An 18,674-nucleotide genomic window follows, 5' to 3' on the forward strand; every position below is an offset into this window, starting at 1 on the left:
AAAGAGAGAAGGGAAGTTTCAACAGTGGCAAATGGAACATTAAAAGAAATAAAAGCTAGATTAGATGATATAACAGACAATAATGACCCTTACTGGGAGACGATAAAAGAAGACAAAAGAGTCGGAGTGCAAAAGCTCGTAACTGCATGGGAAAAGCAAAAGGAAAAAGAGTTGCAGCTTCATGCCCGTTTTGTAGAGCTCTGCACATATGAAACAGAACTAAGAAAGCAAGGATATACATATATTGCAGGTATTGATGAAGTGGGAAGAGGCCCGCTTGCAGGTCCCGTTGTAACAGCAGCTGTTATACTCCCGGAAAACTTTTATTTGCCTGGAATAGATGATTCAAAAAAACTGTCTGAAGCAAAAAGAGAGCAATTTTACGAGATTATCCAAAAGGAAGCCGTTTCTATTGGAGTAGGCATTATCGCTCCTGCGGAAATTGACCGTATAAACATATACGAGGCGACCAAAAAAGGAATGCTTGCAGCCCTTCAAAATCTTGATCAGCAGCCTGACTTCCTGTTGATTGATGCGATGAAGCTTGACGTTCCATATCCAAGCAAATCGATTATAAAAGGAGACAGTAAAAGTGTTTCCATTGCTGCTGCTAGCATTATTGCGAAAGTCACGAGAGATGAAATGATGAGAGAGCTTGATAAAGAATTTCCAGCATACGGTTTTGCGAGTAATATGGGTTACGGCACAAAGGAACATCTTCTTGCTTTAGACAGAGAGGGATATACAATTCATCATCGCAAAAGCTTTTCGCCAATTAAGGAAATGGCAGAGGAGAATAGGAGCATGTAAATGAATGACATACGAATTGGACCAAGTTTTCAACCAAATCTAGAAAGAACAATCAGCTCAAAGCTGCTGGAGCTTCGCCAAGGCCAAATTATAATGGGGCATGTTAATAAGCATTTTCCCAACAATATGGCTGAAGTGCAGGCAGGAAGCCAAAGGCTCCTTGCAGAACTTTCTGCTCCCTTAAGCACAGACAAGAACTATTGGTTTCAAGTTCAAGACAATGAAGATGGGAAGCTTAGCTTAAAGGTATTATCAGCAGCAAGTCCAGTAAATCTTGATGGGGGGGCTGACTCTCTTCTTGAGCAATGGTCCTTGCCTCGTACAAATGATCTGAAAAACTTGGCAGCCCAATTGCTAAATGAAAAAATGCCGTTCAATAAAGATATGCTCTTCCTTGCTGGAAAATGGATGGAATCAGCACAAGACAGCTCGAAAGCTATCGAAACAATTAAGGAAATGCTGCAGAGAAATCTTCCGTTCACAGAGAAGGTGTTTACAAGCCTAATGGCAACAAGGGACGGCAATACGATGAACAATCTTGCTGGTAAATTGCTGAGTGAGATGAGTGCTCAACAACTCTCTCTTCCAAAGCTCGAGGAAACATTAAGGTTGTTTGAGACGGGTAAAAATGTTGATTTGCCAGATGGCGGTGCCATCAAAGAGCATTTGCAAAGACTGCTGCATACAATTGGGTTTTCTTATGAAAATGAACTTTTGAACAATCCGGACGGAGGCAAAGGAGCTCAATGGAACCAGCTAAAACCGCTCCTGCTTGATGTATTAAAACAAGATGCTCCCGCTTCTGTAAAGGAGTTAGCAAATGCCCTTACGGACAAGATAACAGGTTTGCAGCTATTAAGTCAGGATTCAGGACCTATTACGCAGCTGATGCTTCAATTTCCCCTTCATTTTCAGCATCATTCCATGGATGCAACCCTGCAATACAGTGGAAAGAAAACGAAAGACGGAAAAATAGACGCAGACTTTTGCCGTATCCTTTTTTATCTTGATTTAGCATATTTAAAAGAAACAGCCATTGATATGCATGTGCAAAAGAGGATTGTTCATTTAACGGTCTTTAATGAAAACCGTGAGATTGAGCCGCTTATGAAAAGTATGCTTGCAGGTTTGCGAGAAAAATTGAACGAAGTCCAATACAGTCTGTCATCAATAGATTTTAAATCCTTTCAAGAAGATAAAGAGAAGAAAATAGATTTAGATTCAAAGCGAAATAACTCTGCCTACTACAAGGGGGTAGATTACAGAATATGAAGAACAAGGATAAGGAAAACCAGCGAAGGCAAGCGGTGGCTTTAAGCTACAAACAGCATCAGCATGCAGCTCCAATAGTAGCTGCTAAGGGAAGCGGGTTGATTGCCGACAATATCGTGGAGAAGGCGAAAGAAAATGGAGTGCCAATCCAAGAAGATCCATCCCTTGTGGAACTGTTAAGCAAGCTCAATATCCAGGAACAAGTACCGGAAGATTTATATCAGGCTGTCGCAGAGGTGTTTGCTTTTATTTATAAGCTTGATAAAACCTATGGCACACAAAAGGAAATCTAGTATATTAGTCCCCTAAACGAAGGGGATTATTTTTTTTATTGGAAAATAGAGCCTTTTTGATAGACAAAACGGTTGCTTTTTTATAAAATGAAAGCGTGAACAATAGAGTGTTTTTTCCAAAAAGTAAGAAAATATTGTGTTGATAAAGAATATTAATACAGTATTAAAGATACTTTTTAAAAGGAAGGGGTCCTTTTAAATTGGAAAAAATATTTTTTTGTCGAGAAGGAAAAAAGCCATTTTTTTTCGTCCTCGTACATAAGTAAGAGTATGCACTAATGAACCTGGCAAGAAGCGAAAGAAATTTTAGCAAAAGGGGTGTGGGAGAATGAATATTCACGAATATCAAGGGAAAGAAATTCTAGCATTAAACGGTGTAGCTGTTCCTAAAGGAAGTGTTGCTTTTACCGTGGAAGAGGCCCTGTTTGCTGCTGAGCATTTAAACAGTGATGCATGGGTTGTTAAGGCGCAGATTCATGCCGGAGGAAGAGGGAAAGCTGGTGGTGTCAAGGTTGCTAAGTCTCTCGATGAAGTGAAGCAATATGCTGAACAGATTTTAGGAAGCACGCTTGTCACACATCAGACTGGTCCTGAAGGAAAAGTTGTTAAACGTTTGCTGATTGAAGAAGGCTGCCGTATTAAGAAGGAATACTATATTGGCTTTGTAGTCGACCGCTCCACTTCCCGGATTGTCTTGATGGCATCAGAAGAAGGCGGAACAGAGATTGAGGAAATTGCAGCAACACAGCCTGAAAAAATCATCAAGGAAGTTATTGACCCGCTGACTGGGCTAACTCCTTTCCAGGCTAGAAGAGTTGCATTTGCCATCAATATCCCTGGTCCTCAAGTAAATAAAGCGGTTGCTTTTATGACAGGCCTTTATCGTGTATTTTGTGAAAAAGATTGCTCAATTGCCGAAATCAATCCTCTTGTATTGACAGAAGAGGGCGATGTAATGGCGCTCGATGCTAAGCTGAACTTCGATTCCAATGCCTTGTACAGACATAAGGATATTCTTGCATACCGTGATTTGGATGAAGAGGATGAGAAGGAACTGGAAGCTTCAAAATTTGATTTGAGTTATATTGCCTTGAACGGAAATATCGGCTGCATGGTAAATGGTGCTGGTCTTGCAATGGCTACAATGGATATCGTGAAGCATTACGGCGGAGAGCCGGCAAACTTCCTTGATGTTGGCGGCGGTGCGACAGCTGAAAAAGTTACTGAAGCATTTAAGATCATTCTGTCAGATGAAAAAGTGAAGGGCATTTTTGTTAATATATTCGGTGGAATTATGAAATGCGATATCATTGCAGAAGGTATCGTTGAAGCAGCTAAACAGGTGAGCCTGCAGGTGCCGCTTGTTGTTAGACTGGAAGGGACAAATGTAGAGCTTGGCCAAAAAATTCTTAATGAATCAGGCATCAATATAATATCTGCAAGCTCCATGGCGGACGGTGCAGAAAAAATCGTGTCATATGTACAAAAAGGAGGAGAAATCAATGAGCATATTCATCAATAAAGAAACAAAAGTCATTGTTCAAGGTATTACAGGGGCAACGGCTCTTTTTCATACGAAGCAAATGCTCGAATATGGCACAAAAATTGTTGCAGGGGTAACACCAGGCAAGGGTGGCACGGATGTAGAAGGTGTGCCGGTCTTCAATACGATGAAAGAAGCTGTTGAAGCGACAAACGCGACAGTGTCTGTCAACTATGTGCCTGCCCCGTTTGCAGCAGATGCTATTATGGAAGCTGTAGATGCAGAGCTTGACTTGACGATTTGTATTACAGAACATATTCCAGTTCTTGATATGGTGAAGGTTAAGCGATATATGGAAGGCAAAAAGACAAGATTAATAGGACCGAACTGTCCGGGAGTTATTACTCCTGAAGAATGCAAGATAGGAATTATGCCTGGTTATATCCATACAAAGGGCCATGTAGGCGTTGTATCCCGTTCTGGTACTTTGACATACGAAGCTGTCCATCAGCTTACACAGGCGGGAATAGGGCAGTCTACAGCGGTAGGAATTGGCGGAGACCCGGTTAATGGAACTGATTTCATTGACGTCTTAAAGCAATTTAACGAAGATGAAGATACTTATGCTGTTATTATGATTGGTGAAATCGGCGGAACAGCAGAAGAAGAAGCGGCTGAATGGGTAAAAGCCAATATGACAAAGCCTGTAGTCGGCTTTATCGGCGGTAGAACGGCACCTCCAGGAAAAAGAATGGGCCATGCGGGCGCCATCATTTCAGGAGGCAAGGGGACTGCTGATGAAAAGATTAAAACAATGAACGAGTGCGGCATTAAAGTAGCTCCTACACCTGCTGAAATGGGTGCAACATTAATTGAAGTTCTCAAAGAAACAGATCTTTTCGACAAGTGCAAAACCCATCAGGTAGAAGAAAGCAGAGTCTGATTTTAAAAAAAGACTAGCCCCCTTTTGCGCCATGCAGTTGGGCTAGTCTTTTTATGCTGCAAAAAAACGACGTGTTTCTTCTATTATATAGCAAATCTTTGGAAACTATAGCAAGAAATGATTATAATAGAGATAGCAAGGTTTGTATTTTTATACTTTGCATAGAATATTGTGAGAAAGGAATTGAGTTACTTGCTAAAAAGTTTTAGAGAAAGATTAATACAGCTCCATCATTGCCGCAATATGTCTTGGAAAAGGATCTACACTCTCCTCAAAGCAGACCCTGATCTGCACGCCCTCAACCGTCCCCTTCAAAAAATCGTTACAGACTTTCACTCACACTCCATCCAGCAAACTATCCACCAATACGCCACATTAGGAATACAAACCATCACTTATTTTGATCCTGCATATCCAAGCTTGTTAAAAGAAATATATCAGCCTCCATGGGTGCTTTATGCAAAAGGAGATCTGTCTTTTTTGCAGGAGCAGCGAAAGTTGGCAATTGTAGGCTCCCGTTATCCGACAGTTTACAGTAAACAAGTAATTATAGCCATGATGACTAAACTTGTTCGCGAACGAGTAGTAATTGTCAGCGGTCTAGCAAAAGGTGTGGATGCTATTGCTCATAGGACAGCAGACGAACATAACGGCAAGACAATCGCCATTATTGCAGGAGGATTTAAGCATATTTATCCAAAGGAAAATATTTTACTTGCAGATAAAATAACAAGATCACATCTTCTTTTATCAGAGTATCCACCAGATACAAAACCATTAAAATGGCATTTCCCAATGCGCAACCGGATCATAAGCGGCCTCTCAAGGGGAACGCTTGTTGTCGAGGCAAAAAGAAAAAGCGGCTCATTAATCACAGCGCATCTTGCTTTGCAAGAAGGAAGAGATGTTTTTGCTGTTCCTGGCAGCATATTCAGCCCCACTTCTTTTGGACCGAATGACTTGATAAAACAAGGAGCAAAGCCAGTTTTATGTGCGACTGATATATTAGAAGAGTGGGAATATTATCCATAAAATAGAATAGAAAAGGAAAAAAATGTTTTTCATCTATTTTCAAAAATTTTTAAAAAGGTATTGCTATTTTTTTGAATTTGTTATACTGTTTGCACAGATATAACTTTAATTTTTATGGATTTTCATTCATATAATAACGGTGTAACCGTTTACTTTTTTCGTAATGTTTGACAAAAGAGATCATAGTATACAATAATAGTGAATATTTATTATCCCTCTAAGGAGGACGTTGGATGTCAGAGTTTCTAGTAATCGTAGAGTCGCCTGCAAAGGCAAAAACGATTGAACGTTATTTAGGAAAAAAATATAAAGTAAAAGCATCAATGGGACATATAAGAGATCTACCAAGAAGCCAAATGGGTGTTGATACTGATAAAGAATATGAACCGAAGTACATAACGATCCGCGGAAAAGGTCCTGTTCTTAAAGAATTGAAGACAGCAGCCAAAAAGGCAAAAAAGATTTATCTTGCAGCCGACCCCGATAGAGAAGGGGAAGCAATTGCCTGGCATTTAGCCAACAGTCTGCAGGTTGATGTAGATTCGGATTGCCGTGTCGTATTTAATGAAATCACAAAAGACGCCATTAAAGAATCATTTAAACACCCCCGTCCAATTAATATGGATCTAGTTGATTCCCAGCAAGCAAGACGGGTGCTTGATCGCCTAGTAGGCTACAACATCAGCCCGCTGTTATGGAAAAAGGTCAAAAAAGGGCTTAGCGCAGGAAGAGTGCAATCTGTCGCAGTTCGTTTAATCATCGACAGAGAAAAAGAGATTAAAGCATTCGAACCGGAAGAGTACTGGACAATTGAATCAGACTTCGCAAAAGGGAAAACAAGCTTTGAAGCAGCTTTTTACGGGCTGAAAAATAAAAAAATGGAGCTGCATTCTCAAGCGGATGTAGACAATATTAAAAAACAGCTCAATGGCAATAAATTTACTGTTGAGAAGGTAACGAAGAAGGAACGTAAACGGAACCCAGCAGTACCTTTTACAACATCCTCCCTACAGCAGGAAGCTGCGCGAAAGCTAAACTTCAGGGCAAAAAAGACAATGATGCTTGCCCAGCAGCTTTATGAAGGAATAGATTTAGGCAAAAAAGAAGGGACAGTCGGTTTAATCACCTATATGAGAACAGACTCAACCCGTATTTCTGAAGTGGCTCAAAATGAAGCGTATGAATATATAACAGCCAACTACGGAAAAGAGTATACGAAAGAAGAAAACCGCAAAGAAAAGAAAAATACAAATGCACAGGATGCCCATGAAGCGGTAAGACCTACAAGTACGTTCAAGGAGCCAAACTCCCTGAAAGAGCACCTTTCTCGAGACCAGCTTCGCTTGTATAAGCTGATCTGGGAAAGATTCATTGCAAGCCAAATGGCGCCTGCTGTGATGGATACAATGAGTGTAGATTTACGTAACGGGGATGTCATATTCCGTGCAACAGGTTCAAAGATTAAGTTTCCTGGGTTTATGAAGGTGTATGTGGAAGGATCAGATGATGCGGTTGAAGAGCAGAACAAACAGCTTCCTGATTTGCAAGAGGGAGATGAAGTCATCAATAAGGACATCAATCCGAAGCAGCACTTCACACAGCCGCCACCAAGGTATACGGAAGCAAGGCTTGTTAAAACATTAGAAGAGCTTGGAATTGGCCGTCCTTCCACATTTGCGCCGACTTTGGATACTATCCAAAAACGCGGGTATGTGGCTCTCGATAACAAAAGATTTATACCGACTGAGCTTGGAGAAATCATTCATGAATTGATTCTCGAGTTTTTCCCGGAAATCCTTGACGTTGAATTTACAGCACATATGGAGCAGAATCTTGATAATATTGAGTCAGGCCAGATCAATTGGGTAAAGGTAATCGATAGTTTTTATAAGATTTTTGAACAAAGTCTCGAAAAAGCTGAAAAAGAAATGCAATCTGTCGAAATAAAGGATGAGCCTGCAGGGGAAGACTGTGAGGAATGCGGCAGTCCGATGGTATTTAAAATGGGCAGATATGGCAAGTTTATGGCATGCAGTAATTTCCCGGATTGCCGCAATACGAAGGCAATTGTCAAGGAAATCGGTGTGAAATGTCCTAAGTGCCGCGAAGGTAATATTATTGAAAGAAAAAGCAAAAAACGCCGAATTTTCTACGGCTGTGACCGTTTTCCGGAGTGCGATTTCATTTCATGGGATAAACCAATACAGCGTCCATGTCCGAAATGTGATAATATGCTTGTAGAGAAAAAGCTGAAAAAAGGTGTCCAGGTCCAATGTGTAGAGTGTGACTATAAGGAAGAACCTCAAAGCTAAAAAAAGAGTGAGCGGTCCATGCTCACTCTTTCCGTGTGTTTTTGAAGAAGTGTCTCCTGAAGTTTCTTAAATAATTAATCTTTAGTTGAAACTTTTCAACTTGGCAAACGTAGTGTAAAATGCTAAAGGATATAATTTTAAGCCGAAACTGTATGGACTTTTGTTTTTTTCTAGTCTTTCTACCGAAAACGGATAGGAATTAGCATACATATGCATGATAAAAATGCTATCGCCCATATAAAAACATATAGATATTTAAAAAAGTTGGAGGATTTACAATGCAAGATACACAAAAGGTAGTAAATGTCATCGGTGCAGGACTTGCAGGAAGTGAAGCAGCATGGCAAATAGCGAAAAGAGGTATTAAGGTAAACCTTTATGAAATGAGACCTGTCAAGCAGACGCCTGCCCATCATACTGATAAATTTGCAGAGCTTGTATGCAGCAACTCATTAAGAGGAAATGCACTTACTAATGCAGTTGGTGTTCTAAAAGAAGAAATGAGAAGACTGGACTCTGTTATTATTGAGTCTGCGGATCTTTGCGCAGTGCCGGCAGGTGGAGCACTTGCAGTGGACAGACATGAGTTTGCTGGCAGAGTGACAGAAATGGTGAAGAACCATCCCAATGTAACAGTTATTAATGAAGAGGTTACTTCTATACCAGAAGGGGTAACTGTTATTGCGACAGGACCACTTACGAGTGCAGCTCTTTCAGAAAGTCTTAAGGAGCTTACAGGGGAAGATTATTTGTACTTTTATGATGCAGCTGCTCCTATCATCGAAAAAGACAGCATAGACTTAGATAAGGTCTACTTGAAATCCCGTTATGATAAAGGGGAAGCAGCTTATCTGAACTGTCCGATGACAGAAGAGGAATTTGATCGATTTTATGAAGCGCTAATTAGTGCTGAAACTGTACCTTTGAAGGAATTTGAAAAAGAGATCTTCTTCGAAGGATGCATGCCGATTGAAGTGATGGCTTCAAGAGGGAGAAAGACAATGCTGTTTGGACCGATGAAGCCAGTTGGTTTAGAAGATCCGAAAACAGGAAAACGCCCTTATGCAGTTGTTCAGCTACGTCAGGATGACGCTGCAGGCACATTGTACAATATTGTCGGTTTTCAGACACATTTAAAATGGGGACCTCAAAAAGAAGTGCTACAATTAATACCAGGTCTTGAAAACGCTGAAATTGTTCGCTATGGTGTTATGCACAGAAATACATTCATTAATTCACCGAAGGTTCTAAATGCAACATATCAATTCAAAAACCGTCCAAACTTATTCTTCGCAGGCCAAATGACAGGCGTAGAAGGTTATGTAGAATCAGCAGCGAGCGGACTTGTAGCAGGTATTAATGCAGCGAAGCTTGTTAACGGCGAAGAACCAATTCAATTCCCTGTTGAAACAGCGATTGGAAGCATGGCTAGCTATATCACAAAGACGAATGCTAAAAACTTCCAGCCGATGAATGCTAATTTTGGACTTTTCCCTGAGTTACCAACTAGAATAAAAGGGAAAAAAGAAAGATATGAACAGCACGCTAACAGAGCGTTGGAAACAATTCAGAACTTTATGAAGAATGTGTAAATTAATTGCTTGTCGCTACAAAGTATGTTAATATAGTGAAGCCGTTGTGAGGTGAAGCAATGAATAAGGAACAAAACGCTTTCTTGAACCTGTTTATTGAATACTTGAAGATTGAAAAAAACTGCTCACCATATACGATTGATGTCTATAAAAAGGACATCCAGCAATTTTATCTATTTATGTCCAAGCAGCTGCTTGAACATGTACAGGAAGTAAGCGCCCAAGAGGTGCGGATTTTTTTGACAGAGCTTTTCCATGAAGAGCTTGCAAGAAAATCAATTGCCCGCAAAATTTCAAGCCTTCGGAGCTTTTATCGATTTTTAGCAAGAGAAAATATAGTGGGATCTAACCCCTTTGCCGTTATCAGCATACCGAAACTTGAAAGCAGACTGCCTGATTTCTTTTATGAAGAAGAATTGCAGCATATCTTTCGTTCGGTAGATACGACAAGCATGCTTGGAAAAAGAAATGTCGCCATCCTGGAGCTCCTGTACGCAACAGGAATCCGGGTCGGCGAATGTACAAAAATCGAGATGAAGGATATTGATTTCAGCATCTCGACATTGCTTGTCAAAGGAAAAGGGAAAAAGGAACGGTATGTGCCGTTTGGGAGTTTTGCTCATTCCGCTCTTGAATCTTACATAAAGAACTGCAGAAGCAAGCTGATGGATAAATACAAGACGAATCACCCCTATTTATTTGTTAACTACAAGGGTGGTCCGCTGACAGAGAACGGTGTACGCGACATTCTTAACCGAATGATGGAACATTCTGCTGCCAAAGGAAAGATCCATCCGCATAAGCTTAGACATTCATTTGCTACACATCTCTTGGCAAACGGTGCCGATATGCGGACTGTTCAAGAATTATTAGGTCACGCCTTTTTATCGTCCACCCAGATTTATACGCATGTCACTAGCGAGTACTTAAAAAAAACATATATGTCCTTTCACCCAAGGGCATAGCTGTAAACGGATAAAGGAGGAAGTAAACATGTCTGGACTGCCACAGTTTCACGCAACTACTATTTTTGCTGTTCAACATAAAGGGAAATGCGCCATGTCAGGTGACGGCCAAGTCACTTTCGGCAATGCTGTCGTGATGAAACATACTGCCAAGAAGGTAAGAAAACTTTTTAATGGAAAAGTAATCGCAGGTTTTGCAGGCTCTGTTGCCGATGCCTTTACCTTATTTGAGCTATTCGAAGGAAAATTGGAAGAGTATAATGGGAATCTGCAAAGAGCAGCTGTAGAACTTGCAAAGCTTTGGAGAAGCGATAAGGTTTTACGCAAGCTTGAAGCAATGCTGATCATTATGAACGAAACTGATTTGCTGCTTGTATCTGGCACAGGGGAAGTAATTGAGCCGGATGATGGAATTTTGGCGATTGGCTCAGGCGGTAACTATGCTCTGTCAGCCGGAAGAGCGCTTAAACAATACTCAGGTGAACATCTTTCTGCATACGAAATAGCAAAAGCAGCTCTTGAAATCGCTGGCGATATTTGTGTATATACGAACAATAATATTATTGTAGAAGAATTATAAGGAGAGGATTACTTGATGAATAAGAACACAAGCTTAACACCTCGTCAAATTGTAGAACGTCTTGATCAATATATTGTTGGGCAAAAGGATGCCAAAAAAGCTGTTGCGATTGCGTTAAGAAACCGTTTTCGCCGCGGTTTGCTTGATGAGAAGCTGCGTGACGAAATCAGTCCGAAGAACATCCTTATGATGGGACCTACTGGTGTAGGTAAAACGGAGATAGCAAGGCGTATAGCGAAAATAGTCAGCGCTCCATTTGTTAAAGTGGAAGCTACTAAATTCACAGAGGTCGGTTATGTCGGCAGAGATGTTGAATCAATGGTAAGAGACTTGGTTGAAACATCTGTGCGAATCGTAAGAGAAGAAAAGATGGCTCAGGTAAAAGAAAGGGCAGAAGCAGCAGCTAATAATCGACTAGTTGATCTGATGATGCCTGCTTCGGCAAAAAAGCAAAAAAATTACAGTAATCCACTTGAAATGCTTTTCGGCGGCGGAAACACAGAACCTCAAGCAGAGGAGCCGACTGTGGAGGAATCAAGCCGCTATGAAAAAAGAAAAGTGCTTAAAGAAAAATTAGCACTTGGCGAGCTTGAGAACGAAGTGATTACAGTGGAAGTCGAAGAACAGCAGCCATCGATGTTTGATATGCTGCAGGGCTCAGGCATGGAGCAGATGGGGATGAATATGCAAGATGCATTAAGCAGTTTCATGCCGAAGAAAAAGAAAAAACGCAAATTGACTGTACGTGAAGCAAGGGTTGTCTTGACGAATGAAGAAGCCCAAAAGCTGATCGATATGGATGAAGTTACACAAGAGGCAGTCGTAAGAGCTGAACAAATGGGTATCATCTTTATTGATGAAATCGACAAAATTGCCAGCAAAAGCAGCGGTGGTTCTTCCGCTGATGTTTCAAGAGAAGGAGTTCAGCGTGATATTCTTCCCGTAGTAGAAGGTTCTACAATTGTGACGAAATATGGTTCTGTAAAAACAGACCATATATTATTCATTGCTGCTGGAGCTTTCCATATCTCCAAGCCTTCAGATTTGATCCCTGAGCTTCAAGGTCGTTTCCCAATTCGTGTGGAGCTTGGCAAGCTGACAGTGGACGATTTCTATCGCATCTTAGTCGAGCCGGATAATGCATTGATTAAGCAATATCAAGCATTACTGCAAACTGAAGGTATAGAAATTGAATTTTCTGACGATGCTATACGTAAGATAGCTGAAGTGGCTTTTGAAGTGAATCAGAACACAGATAATATTGGTGCTAGAAGGCTTCATACAATTCTTGAGAAATTACTCGAGGATTTATCGTTTGAAGCACCTGATATAACAATGGACAAAATTACCATTACACCGCAATATGTAGAAGAAAAACTAGGTGCAATTTCAAGAAATAAAGATTTAAGTCAATTTATTCTTTAACTTTAAGTCAGTGTTAGATTGTTAATAAAATACTCCTACAATGATTAGAGCAAATAAATGCTCTTGCCATTAGATAAAGAATAAATGATAGTTTCGGTTTTAGTTAATAGGAGGAAAAAGAAAATGGATTTATTGTCAAAAACGAGAAAAATTAATGCGATGCTGCAAAGAGCTGCTGGAAAACCAGTTAACTTCAAGGAAATGTCTGAGACATTGAGCGAAGTAATTGAGGCAAACATATTTGTAGTAAGCAGAAGAGGGAAGCTGTTAGGTTTTGCAATCAACCAGCAAATCGAAAATGACCGTATGATTAAAATGCTGGAAGACCGTCAGTTCCCAGAAGAGTACACAAATAATCTCTTCAATATTCAAGTAACTTCAAGCAACCTTGATGTGGAAAGTGAATACACTGCATTCCCAATCGAAAACAAAGAGCTATTCAGCAAAGGGTTGACAACTATCGTTCCAATCATTGGCGGTGGAGAAAGACTTGGTACGTTAATTCTTGCAAGACTGCAAGAGCAATTCCATGATGATGACCTTATTTTGGCTGAATATGGTGCGACAGTTGTTGGAATGGAAATTCTGCGTGAAAAAGCAGAAGAAATTGAAGAGGAAGCTAGAAGTAAAGCAGTTGTTCAAATGGCAATCAGTTCGTTGTCTTACAGTGAGCTTGAAGCAATTGAGCATATTTTTGAAGAGTTGAACGGAAATGAAGGACTTCTAGTTGCATCTAAAATTGCAGACAGAGTCGGTATAACAAGATCAGTAATTGTTAACGCATTGCGCAAACTTGAAAGTGCTGGTGTTATTGAATCTCGTTCACTTGGTATGAAAGGTACTTACATTAAAGTATTGAACGATAAGTTCTTATTAGAATTAGAAAAATTGAAAGCAAACTAATATAGAAAAAGAATCTTTTCCTTGTTGGAAAAGATTCTTTTTTTTGCTCTAAAACATTGTTTTTTAACAGGAAATTAGTGGGAAATAATATTCTTTTCTAACAGAATGTTGATAATCTGCGATTTTCGAACTACATGATTCGACATTTTTCCATAAAATTTCATTTACATTACAATCTCTGTCGATTATATTCGTTACATAGACAACAATATTTTTTCACCGATAGTTCATTGATACTATGAACTTAGTCGTTTAATTGTTAAGTAAATGCTGGTTATAAAAAACAAAAATATACCTTTTTAATTATAAAATTGACCGATTTTATCATAAAGTTAACTAAAATAGGACTATAGAATCATTAAAATTGCGGTTCTACCGATAGACATATTATTTTTCATTTATTACAATTATAGACATCGCGTGAAAAATTCGTCATTAAACTGCAAAATTCTACAAAACGATAATTATAGATGTAAGAGGTGTGTGATGAAACTTTTTTCAAATACTATTTCAACACTTGAGAGTGCGTTAAATTACTCTAATACAAAACAGAAGGTTATATCGCAAAATATAGCTAACGTCGATACGCCTAACTATAAAGCGAAGGAAGTATCCTTCAAAAATACATTGTCAACAGCAATGAATGCAAATAAGACTGACAGCAGGCATTTTGATTTCGAAGGCTCAACTGGTTCTGTGAATGTTACTACAGATAAAAACGTTACTTACAATAACAATGGTAACAGTGTTGATGTCGAAAAAGAGATGAGTGAACTGGCAGAAAACCAGATTTATTACAATGCACTTGTTGAAAGAATTAGCGGCAAGTTCAATTCCCTATCAACTGTCATAAAAGGAGGAAGATAAGATGTCGATATTCCACAGCATGAATACAACTGCAACAGCATTAAGTGCAAACCGCTTGCGGATGGACGTCATTTCCTCCAATATGGCGAATGCAGAAACGACAAGAGGAAAGCTAGTTAATGGCGAGTGGGAGCCGTACAGAAGAAAATCAGTCGTATTACAAGCACAAGAAGGGAATTCCTTTGCATCACATTTAAGTGCAGCACAAGGAAGTAATGATGGAACAGGTAATGGTGTGAAAGTTAGTGCGATTGAGGAAGATACAGAAACACCTTTTGAACTAGTGTATGACCCAGAAAACCCAGATGCGAACGAAGATGGCTATGTACAAATGCCTAATGTAGACCCGTTAAGGGAAATGGTTGATTTGATGAGTACAACGAGATCGTATGAGGCGAATGTCACTGTATTAAACGCATCGAAAAGCATGCTTATGAAAACATTAGAGATTGGAAAGTAGAGGTATTCTAAATGGCAACAGTAAATTTTCCAGCAGTGTCATCCGCATTTCCTTTAAATAATTCTTCTGCAACAACGGCGAAAGCAACAGGTTCAGAAGTTCAAAAGAATTTTGCTTCTTTCTTAAAGGACTCACTTAATGAAGTAAATAAAGCACAGAACGAATCAGACGCTTTAACTAACAAGCTAGCCAAAGGGGAAGACGTCGACTTATCGCAAGTGATGATTACTTCTCAAAAAGCAAGCATTATGATGCAGGCAACAATGGAATTTAGAAATAAAGCAGTTGAAGCATACCAAGAGATGATGAGAATGTCTATTTAGGTTAGGGAATTAGGGGCGGTTATTAACATATAAAATAACGGTAACCGGGGGTAGAAATGAAAGAGAATATGAATAAGTTTTTTAATCCTTTAAAAGAATATTGGACAAACCGTTCGAAAAAGCAAAAGACAATGTTAATAAGCAGTGTTCTTTTGCTTCTTCTTGTGATATGTATTGCGGTTTTCTTTTTAACAAGAGTAAATTTAGTTCCTTTATACAGCAATCTGTCTCCATCCGAAACAGGTGCGATTAAAGAAAACCTTGATGGCAGAGGAATTAAGTCGGAAATTTCTGATGGCGGAAAAACGATAAGTGTTCCAGAAGAGGTTGTTGACACGCTGAAAGTTGAGTTGGCAGCTGAAGGGATTCCAAACTCAGGAAATATTGACTATTCGTTCTTTAGTGAAAATGCAAGCTTTGGAATGACAGATAATGAGTTTAATGTCATGAAGTTAGATGCAATGCAAACAGAAATCGCGAACTTGATCAAGGGGATTGACGGTATCAATGATGCGAATGTAGTCATTACATTGCCAAGTGAAGGTGTGTTTGTATCAGATGAAACAGGAGACGCTTCAGCCTCCATTGTACTGAACACAAAAGCAGGCTATAACTTCTCAGAGAGTCAAATAAAAGGATTATATACACTCGTCTCTAAAAGTGTACCAAACCTTCCTACAGAAAATATCGTCATAACAAACCAAAACTTTGAGTATTTTGACCTAAATTCTACAACTAATACAGCAGGTGATACATTCACTGCTCAAAACAATGTGAAGAAGCAAGTTGAAAAGGATATTCAAAGACAAGTACAGCAAATGCTTGGAACATTAATGGGACAAAATAAAGTCATGGTTTCAGTAACTGCTGATATAGACTTTACCCAAGAAAACAGAGAAGAAAACCTAGTTACACCAGTTGATGAAGAAAATATGCAAGGTATTGCTGTAAGTGCACAAAAAATCTCGGAAACATACACGGGAGAAAATGCAGCGGCACAAGGAACACCTGCTGCTGAAGAAGAGACAGATACAACAACTACTAACACAGAAACAACAACTTCTGGTGATGGCGACTATGAAAAAGTCGATGACACGATAAATTACGAGGTTAATAGAATTAAAAAGCAAATCTCAGAAAGCCCTTATAAAATCCGTGATCTTGGTATTCAAGTAATGGTTGAGCCGCCAACAGCAGATGATCCGACATCACTGCCGCAAGAAAGCATTGATGACATCACAAATATGCTAGGCACGATTGTAAGAACATCTATTGATAAGACGGCAGCTGGCGATCTTACTGATGAAGATTTACAAAATAAAATCGCTGTATCTGTTCAGCAATTTAACGGCAAAGCAACTACGACTGAAACAGTATCTGCTGGAATCCCTTGGTGGGTATATGCAGTTGGTGGAGTATTGCTAGCAGTAATTGGACTATTAATCTTCTTAGTTATTAGAGCACGCAAGAAGAAAGCAGCAGAGCCGGAAGAAGAAATTATTTCTCCTGTCTCAATACCTGATGTAAACGAAGAAGTGGAATCAGAAGGAACGCTTCGCAGAAAGCAATTAGAGAAAATGGCGAAAGAAAAGCCGGAAGACTTTGCGAAACTCCTTCGCACATGGATAACAGAGGAATAAGGCTAGGAGGACAACGATGGCCAGAAAAGAAGCTACGGAACTTACGGGAAAACAAAAAGCTGCTGTTCTGCTTATATCTTTAGGACCAGATGTAGCAGCTTCTGTTTATAAGCATTTGAGTGAAGAAGAGATAGAAAAACTCTCCTTAGAGATTTCTGGTGTGAAGAAAGTAGAGAACACTTCAAAGGAAGAGGTACTAGAAGAGTTTCATAACATAGCATTGGCGCAAGATTATATTGCCCAGGGCGGTATTGGCTATGCAAAAACGGTCTTGGAAAAAGCGCTAGGATCAGACCAGGCATCTGTTATCTTGAATCGATTGACTTCTTCACTGCAAGTCAGACCATTCGATTTTGCAAGAAAAGCAGATCCGAGTCAAATCCTGAACTTTATCCAAAATGAGCATCCACAGACAATTTCATTGATTCTATCCTATTTAGATCCTACTCAGGCTGGACAAATATTGTCTGAACTGCCTCAAGAAATGCAGGCAGATATCGCAAAAAGGATTGCGGTTATGGATAGCACTTCGCCGGAAATTATTAATGAAGTAGAGCAAATCTTAGAGCGGAAATTATCTAGCACTGTTACGCAGGATTACACACAAACAGGCGGCATTGAAGCAGTTGTTGAAGTTCTTAACGGTGTCGATCGTTCAACAGAAAGAACAATTTTAGATGCGCTTGAAATACAAGATCCTGAACTGGCAGAAGAGATTAAGAAAAGAATGTTTGTATTCGAGGATATTGTTACATTGGATAACCGTGCAATTCAGCGTATTATCCGTGAGTGTGAAAACGAAGACCTCATGCTGTCACTAAAGGTTTCTGGCGACGAGGTAAAAGAAATTGTATTCAGCAACATGTCAGCAAGAATGGTCGAGTCCTTCAAAGACGAAATGGAATTCATGGGACCTGTCCGCTTGAAAGACGTCGAAGAAGCTCAATCAAGAATTGTTGCTATTATTAGACGTTTAGAAGACTCTGGTGAGATTGTCGTAGCACGCGGCGGAGGAGATGATATTATTGTCTAGGCTTATTAAATCAAGTTTGGCAAATGCAGAACAGGCAAATGAAAAAATCATCTCAATAAAATACGTGAATAGCTTTCAAACTGCAGATATTCAATCAGATGAAGAATATAAACGAATTGTTGATCAAGCAAAGCGCGAGGCTGCAGCAATTCTTGAAGAGGCAAAAAGCGAAGCAGCAGCTGCAAGAGAGCTGCTGCAGCAAGAAAAGGATAACTGGCAAACAGAAAAAAACACTTTGATGGAAGAAGCACATCGCGAGGGATACCAAATAGGTATCAACGAGGGTCAAAATGCTGGATACACAGAGTATGCAGAGTATCTTGAACAAGCAAAAAGCATCATTGAAGCTAGCAAGCTGGACTATGAGAATTATATTAATAGTGCAGAAACGGAAATTTTAGAGCTTGGTATGAAGGTTGCCGAAAAAATCGTTCAGACAAGCATTTCAGAAAATAAAGAACATTTCTTACAGCTAGTCAAAAAGGTTTTAAAAGAAACAAGAGATCAAAAGGAAATTCAGCTTCATGTTAATCCATTACATTATCAATATCTTCTGTCAGAGAAGGATGAATTATTAGCGCTGTTCCCAATTAAGCCAAGCTTGTTCATCTTTCCTGATGAAGCAGCAGCAGAAAATGGCTGTATTATTGAGACGGCTAACGGAAGAATTGAAGCGAGTGTGGATACACAGCTGTTAATGATTAAGCAGAAACTACTAGACCTATTGGAGAGTGAATGAGG

General features: G+C 39.6%; 18 protein-coding genes. All 18 read left to right on the forward strand.

Annotated features, from left to right (window positions below; genetic code table 11):
- Positions 1 to 24 precede the first annotated feature (24 nt).
- The 18 genes from rnhB (at position 25) to fliH (ending at position 18,672) form a co-directional block, all read left to right on the forward strand.
- Positions 25 to 810, forward strand: a complete 786-nt coding sequence (gene rnhB / locus ACLIJJ_RS08690; protein ID WP_311315867.1) for a ribonuclease HII — start codon at positions 25 to 27, stop codon at positions 808 to 810.
- On the forward strand, positions 811 to 2,082 hold the full coding sequence (locus ACLIJJ_RS08695) for a hypothetical protein (RefSeq protein ID WP_411410759.1): 1,272 nt from the start codon (positions 811 to 813) through the stop codon (positions 2,080 to 2,082). It abuts the gene before it with no gap.
- Positions 2,079 to 2,375: an EscU/YscU/HrcU family type III secretion system export apparatus switch protein gene (locus ACLIJJ_RS08700; RefSeq protein WP_233314413.1), complete on the forward strand. Its 297-nt coding sequence runs from the start codon at positions 2,079 to 2,081 to the stop codon at positions 2,373 to 2,375. Before ACLIJJ_RS08695 ends, ACLIJJ_RS08700 begins: the two co-directional genes overlap by 4 nt.
- Positions 2,376 to 2,703: 328 nt before the next feature.
- The gene (gene sucC / locus ACLIJJ_RS08705) at positions 2,704 to 3,897 is read left to right on the forward strand and encodes an ADP-forming succinate--CoA ligase subunit beta (RefSeq protein ID WP_233314412.1); all 1,194 of its coding nucleotides are present in this window, start codon (positions 2,704 to 2,706) and stop codon (positions 3,895 to 3,897) included.
- Positions 3,878 to 4,801 (forward strand): succinate--CoA ligase subunit alpha, encoded by a 924-nt coding sequence (gene sucD, locus ACLIJJ_RS08710; RefSeq protein ID WP_233314411.1) that lies wholly within the window; start codon positions 3,878 to 3,880, stop codon positions 4,799 to 4,801. Before sucC ends, sucD begins: the two co-directional genes overlap by 20 nt.
- A gap of 243 nt (positions 4,802 to 5,044) precedes the next feature.
- Positions 5,045 to 5,833 carry a DNA-processing protein DprA gene (gene dprA, locus ACLIJJ_RS08715; protein WP_341076026.1) on the forward strand — a complete coding sequence of 263 codons (789 nt, stop codon included), beginning with the start codon at positions 5,045 to 5,047 and terminating at the stop codon, positions 5,831 to 5,833.
- 233 nt (positions 5,834 to 6,066) lie between these two features.
- Positions 6,067 to 8,145: a type I DNA topoisomerase gene (gene topA, locus ACLIJJ_RS08720; protein WP_233314409.1), complete on the forward strand. Its 2,079-nt coding sequence runs from the start codon at positions 6,067 to 6,069 to the stop codon at positions 8,143 to 8,145.
- Positions 8,146 to 8,423: 278 nt separating this feature from the next.
- Positions 8,424 to 9,737: an FADH(2)-oxidizing methylenetetrahydrofolate--tRNA-(uracil(54)-C(5))-methyltransferase TrmFO gene (gene trmFO, locus ACLIJJ_RS08725; protein ID WP_233314408.1), complete on the forward strand. Its 1,314-nt coding sequence runs from the start codon at positions 8,424 to 8,426 to the stop codon at positions 9,735 to 9,737.
- 59 nt (positions 9,738 to 9,796) lie between these two features.
- Entirely contained in the window at positions 9,797 to 10,702 is a 906-nt protein-coding gene (gene xerC / locus ACLIJJ_RS08730) for a tyrosine recombinase XerC (protein WP_233314407.1), read from the forward strand.
- 37 nt (positions 10,703 to 10,739) lie between these two features.
- Positions 10,740 to 11,282 carry an ATP-dependent protease subunit HslV gene (hslV, locus tag ACLIJJ_RS08735; RefSeq protein WP_233314786.1) on the forward strand — a complete coding sequence of 181 codons (543 nt, stop codon included), beginning with the start codon at positions 10,740 to 10,742 and terminating at the stop codon, positions 11,280 to 11,282.
- A 15-nt stretch (positions 11,283 to 11,297) separates the two neighbouring features.
- On the forward strand, positions 11,298 to 12,707 hold the full coding sequence (gene hslU / locus ACLIJJ_RS08740) for an ATP-dependent protease ATPase subunit HslU (RefSeq protein WP_233314785.1): 1,410 nt from the start codon (positions 11,298 to 11,300) through the stop codon (positions 12,705 to 12,707).
- A 123-nt stretch (positions 12,708 to 12,830) separates the two neighbouring features.
- On the forward strand, positions 12,831 to 13,610 hold the full coding sequence (gene codY / locus ACLIJJ_RS08745) for a GTP-sensing pleiotropic transcriptional regulator CodY (RefSeq protein ID WP_233314406.1): 780 nt from the start codon (positions 12,831 to 12,833) through the stop codon (positions 13,608 to 13,610).
- 486 nt (positions 13,611 to 14,096) lie between these two features.
- Positions 14,097 to 14,477 (forward strand): flagellar basal body rod protein FlgB, encoded by a 381-nt coding sequence (flgB, locus tag ACLIJJ_RS08750; protein WP_233314405.1) that lies wholly within the window; start codon positions 14,097 to 14,099, stop codon positions 14,475 to 14,477.
- Between the two features lies 1 nt (position 14,478).
- A complete protein-coding gene (gene flgC / locus ACLIJJ_RS08755) occupies positions 14,479 to 14,937 on the forward strand; it encodes a flagellar basal body rod protein FlgC (RefSeq protein WP_233314404.1) in 459 nt (152 codons plus the stop codon).
- 11 nt (positions 14,938 to 14,948) lie between these two features.
- A complete protein-coding gene (gene fliE, locus ACLIJJ_RS08760; protein WP_233314403.1) occupies positions 14,949 to 15,260 on the forward strand; it encodes a flagellar hook-basal body complex protein FliE in 312 nt (103 codons plus the stop codon).
- Between the two features lie 56 nt (positions 15,261 to 15,316).
- On the forward strand, positions 15,317 to 16,900 hold the full coding sequence (gene fliF / locus ACLIJJ_RS08765) for a flagellar basal-body MS-ring/collar protein FliF (RefSeq protein WP_233314402.1): 1,584 nt from the start codon (positions 15,317 to 15,319) through the stop codon (positions 16,898 to 16,900).
- Between the two features lie 16 nt (positions 16,901 to 16,916).
- Positions 16,917 to 17,933, forward strand: a complete 1,017-nt coding sequence (gene fliG, locus ACLIJJ_RS08770) for a flagellar motor switch protein FliG (protein ID WP_233314401.1) — start codon at positions 16,917 to 16,919, stop codon at positions 17,931 to 17,933.
- A complete protein-coding gene (fliH, locus tag ACLIJJ_RS08775; RefSeq protein WP_233314400.1) occupies positions 17,926 to 18,672 on the forward strand; it encodes a flagellar assembly protein FliH in 747 nt (248 codons plus the stop codon). The genes fliG and fliH overlap by 8 nt, the downstream gene beginning before the upstream one ends.
- Positions 18,673 to 18,674 lie beyond the last annotated feature (2 nt).

It is taken from the genome of Niallia laureatilytica (assembly GCF_046613985.1).
GTDB lineage: Bacteria > Bacillota > Bacilli > Bacillales > Cytobacillaceae > Niallia.

Bases quoted from the DNA above. Each gene is read 5' to 3' on its own strand.
- flgB (WP_233314405.1), top strand. From the start codon at position 14,097: ATGAAACTTTTTTCAAATACTATTTCAACACTTGAGAGTGCGTTAAAT.
- sucC (WP_233314412.1), top strand. From the start codon at position 2,704: ATGAATATTCACGAATATCAAGGGAAAGAAATTCTAGCATTAAACGGT.
- fliE (WP_233314403.1), top strand. From the start codon at position 14,949: ATGGCAACAGTAAATTTTCCAGCAGTGTCATCCGCATTTCCTTTAAAT.
- ACLIJJ_RS08700 (WP_233314413.1), top strand. From the start codon at position 2,079: ATGAAGAACAAGGATAAGGAAAACCAGCGAAGGCAAGCGGTGGCTTTA.
- xerC (WP_233314407.1), top strand. From the start codon at position 9,797: ATGAATAAGGAACAAAACGCTTTCTTGAACCTGTTTATTGAATACTTG.
- hslU (WP_233314785.1), top strand. From the start codon at position 11,298: ATGAATAAGAACACAAGCTTAACACCTCGTCAAATTGTAGAACGTCTT.
- fliG (WP_233314401.1), top strand. From the start codon at position 16,917: ATGGCCAGAAAAGAAGCTACGGAACTTACGGGAAAACAAAAAGCTGCT.
- flgC (WP_233314404.1), top strand. From the start codon at position 14,479: ATGTCGATATTCCACAGCATGAATACAACTGCAACAGCATTAAGTGCA.
- sucD (WP_233314411.1), top strand. From the start codon at position 3,878: ATGAGCATATTCATCAATAAAGAAACAAAAGTCATTGTTCAAGGTATT.
- trmFO (WP_233314408.1), top strand. From the start codon at position 8,424: ATGCAAGATACACAAAAGGTAGTAAATGTCATCGGTGCAGGACTTGCA.
- topA (WP_233314409.1), top strand. From the start codon at position 6,067: ATGTCAGAGTTTCTAGTAATCGTAGAGTCGCCTGCAAAGGCAAAAACG.
- ACLIJJ_RS08695 (WP_411410759.1), top strand. From the start codon at position 811: ATGAATGACATACGAATTGGACCAAGTTTTCAACCAAATCTAGAAAGA.
- dprA (WP_341076026.1), top strand. From the start codon at position 5,045: ATGTCTTGGAAAAGGATCTACACTCTCCTCAAAGCAGACCCTGATCTG.
- fliF (WP_233314402.1), top strand. From the start codon at position 15,317: ATGAAAGAGAATATGAATAAGTTTTTTAATCCTTTAAAAGAATATTGG.
- codY (WP_233314406.1), top strand. From the start codon at position 12,831: ATGGATTTATTGTCAAAAACGAGAAAAATTAATGCGATGCTGCAAAGA.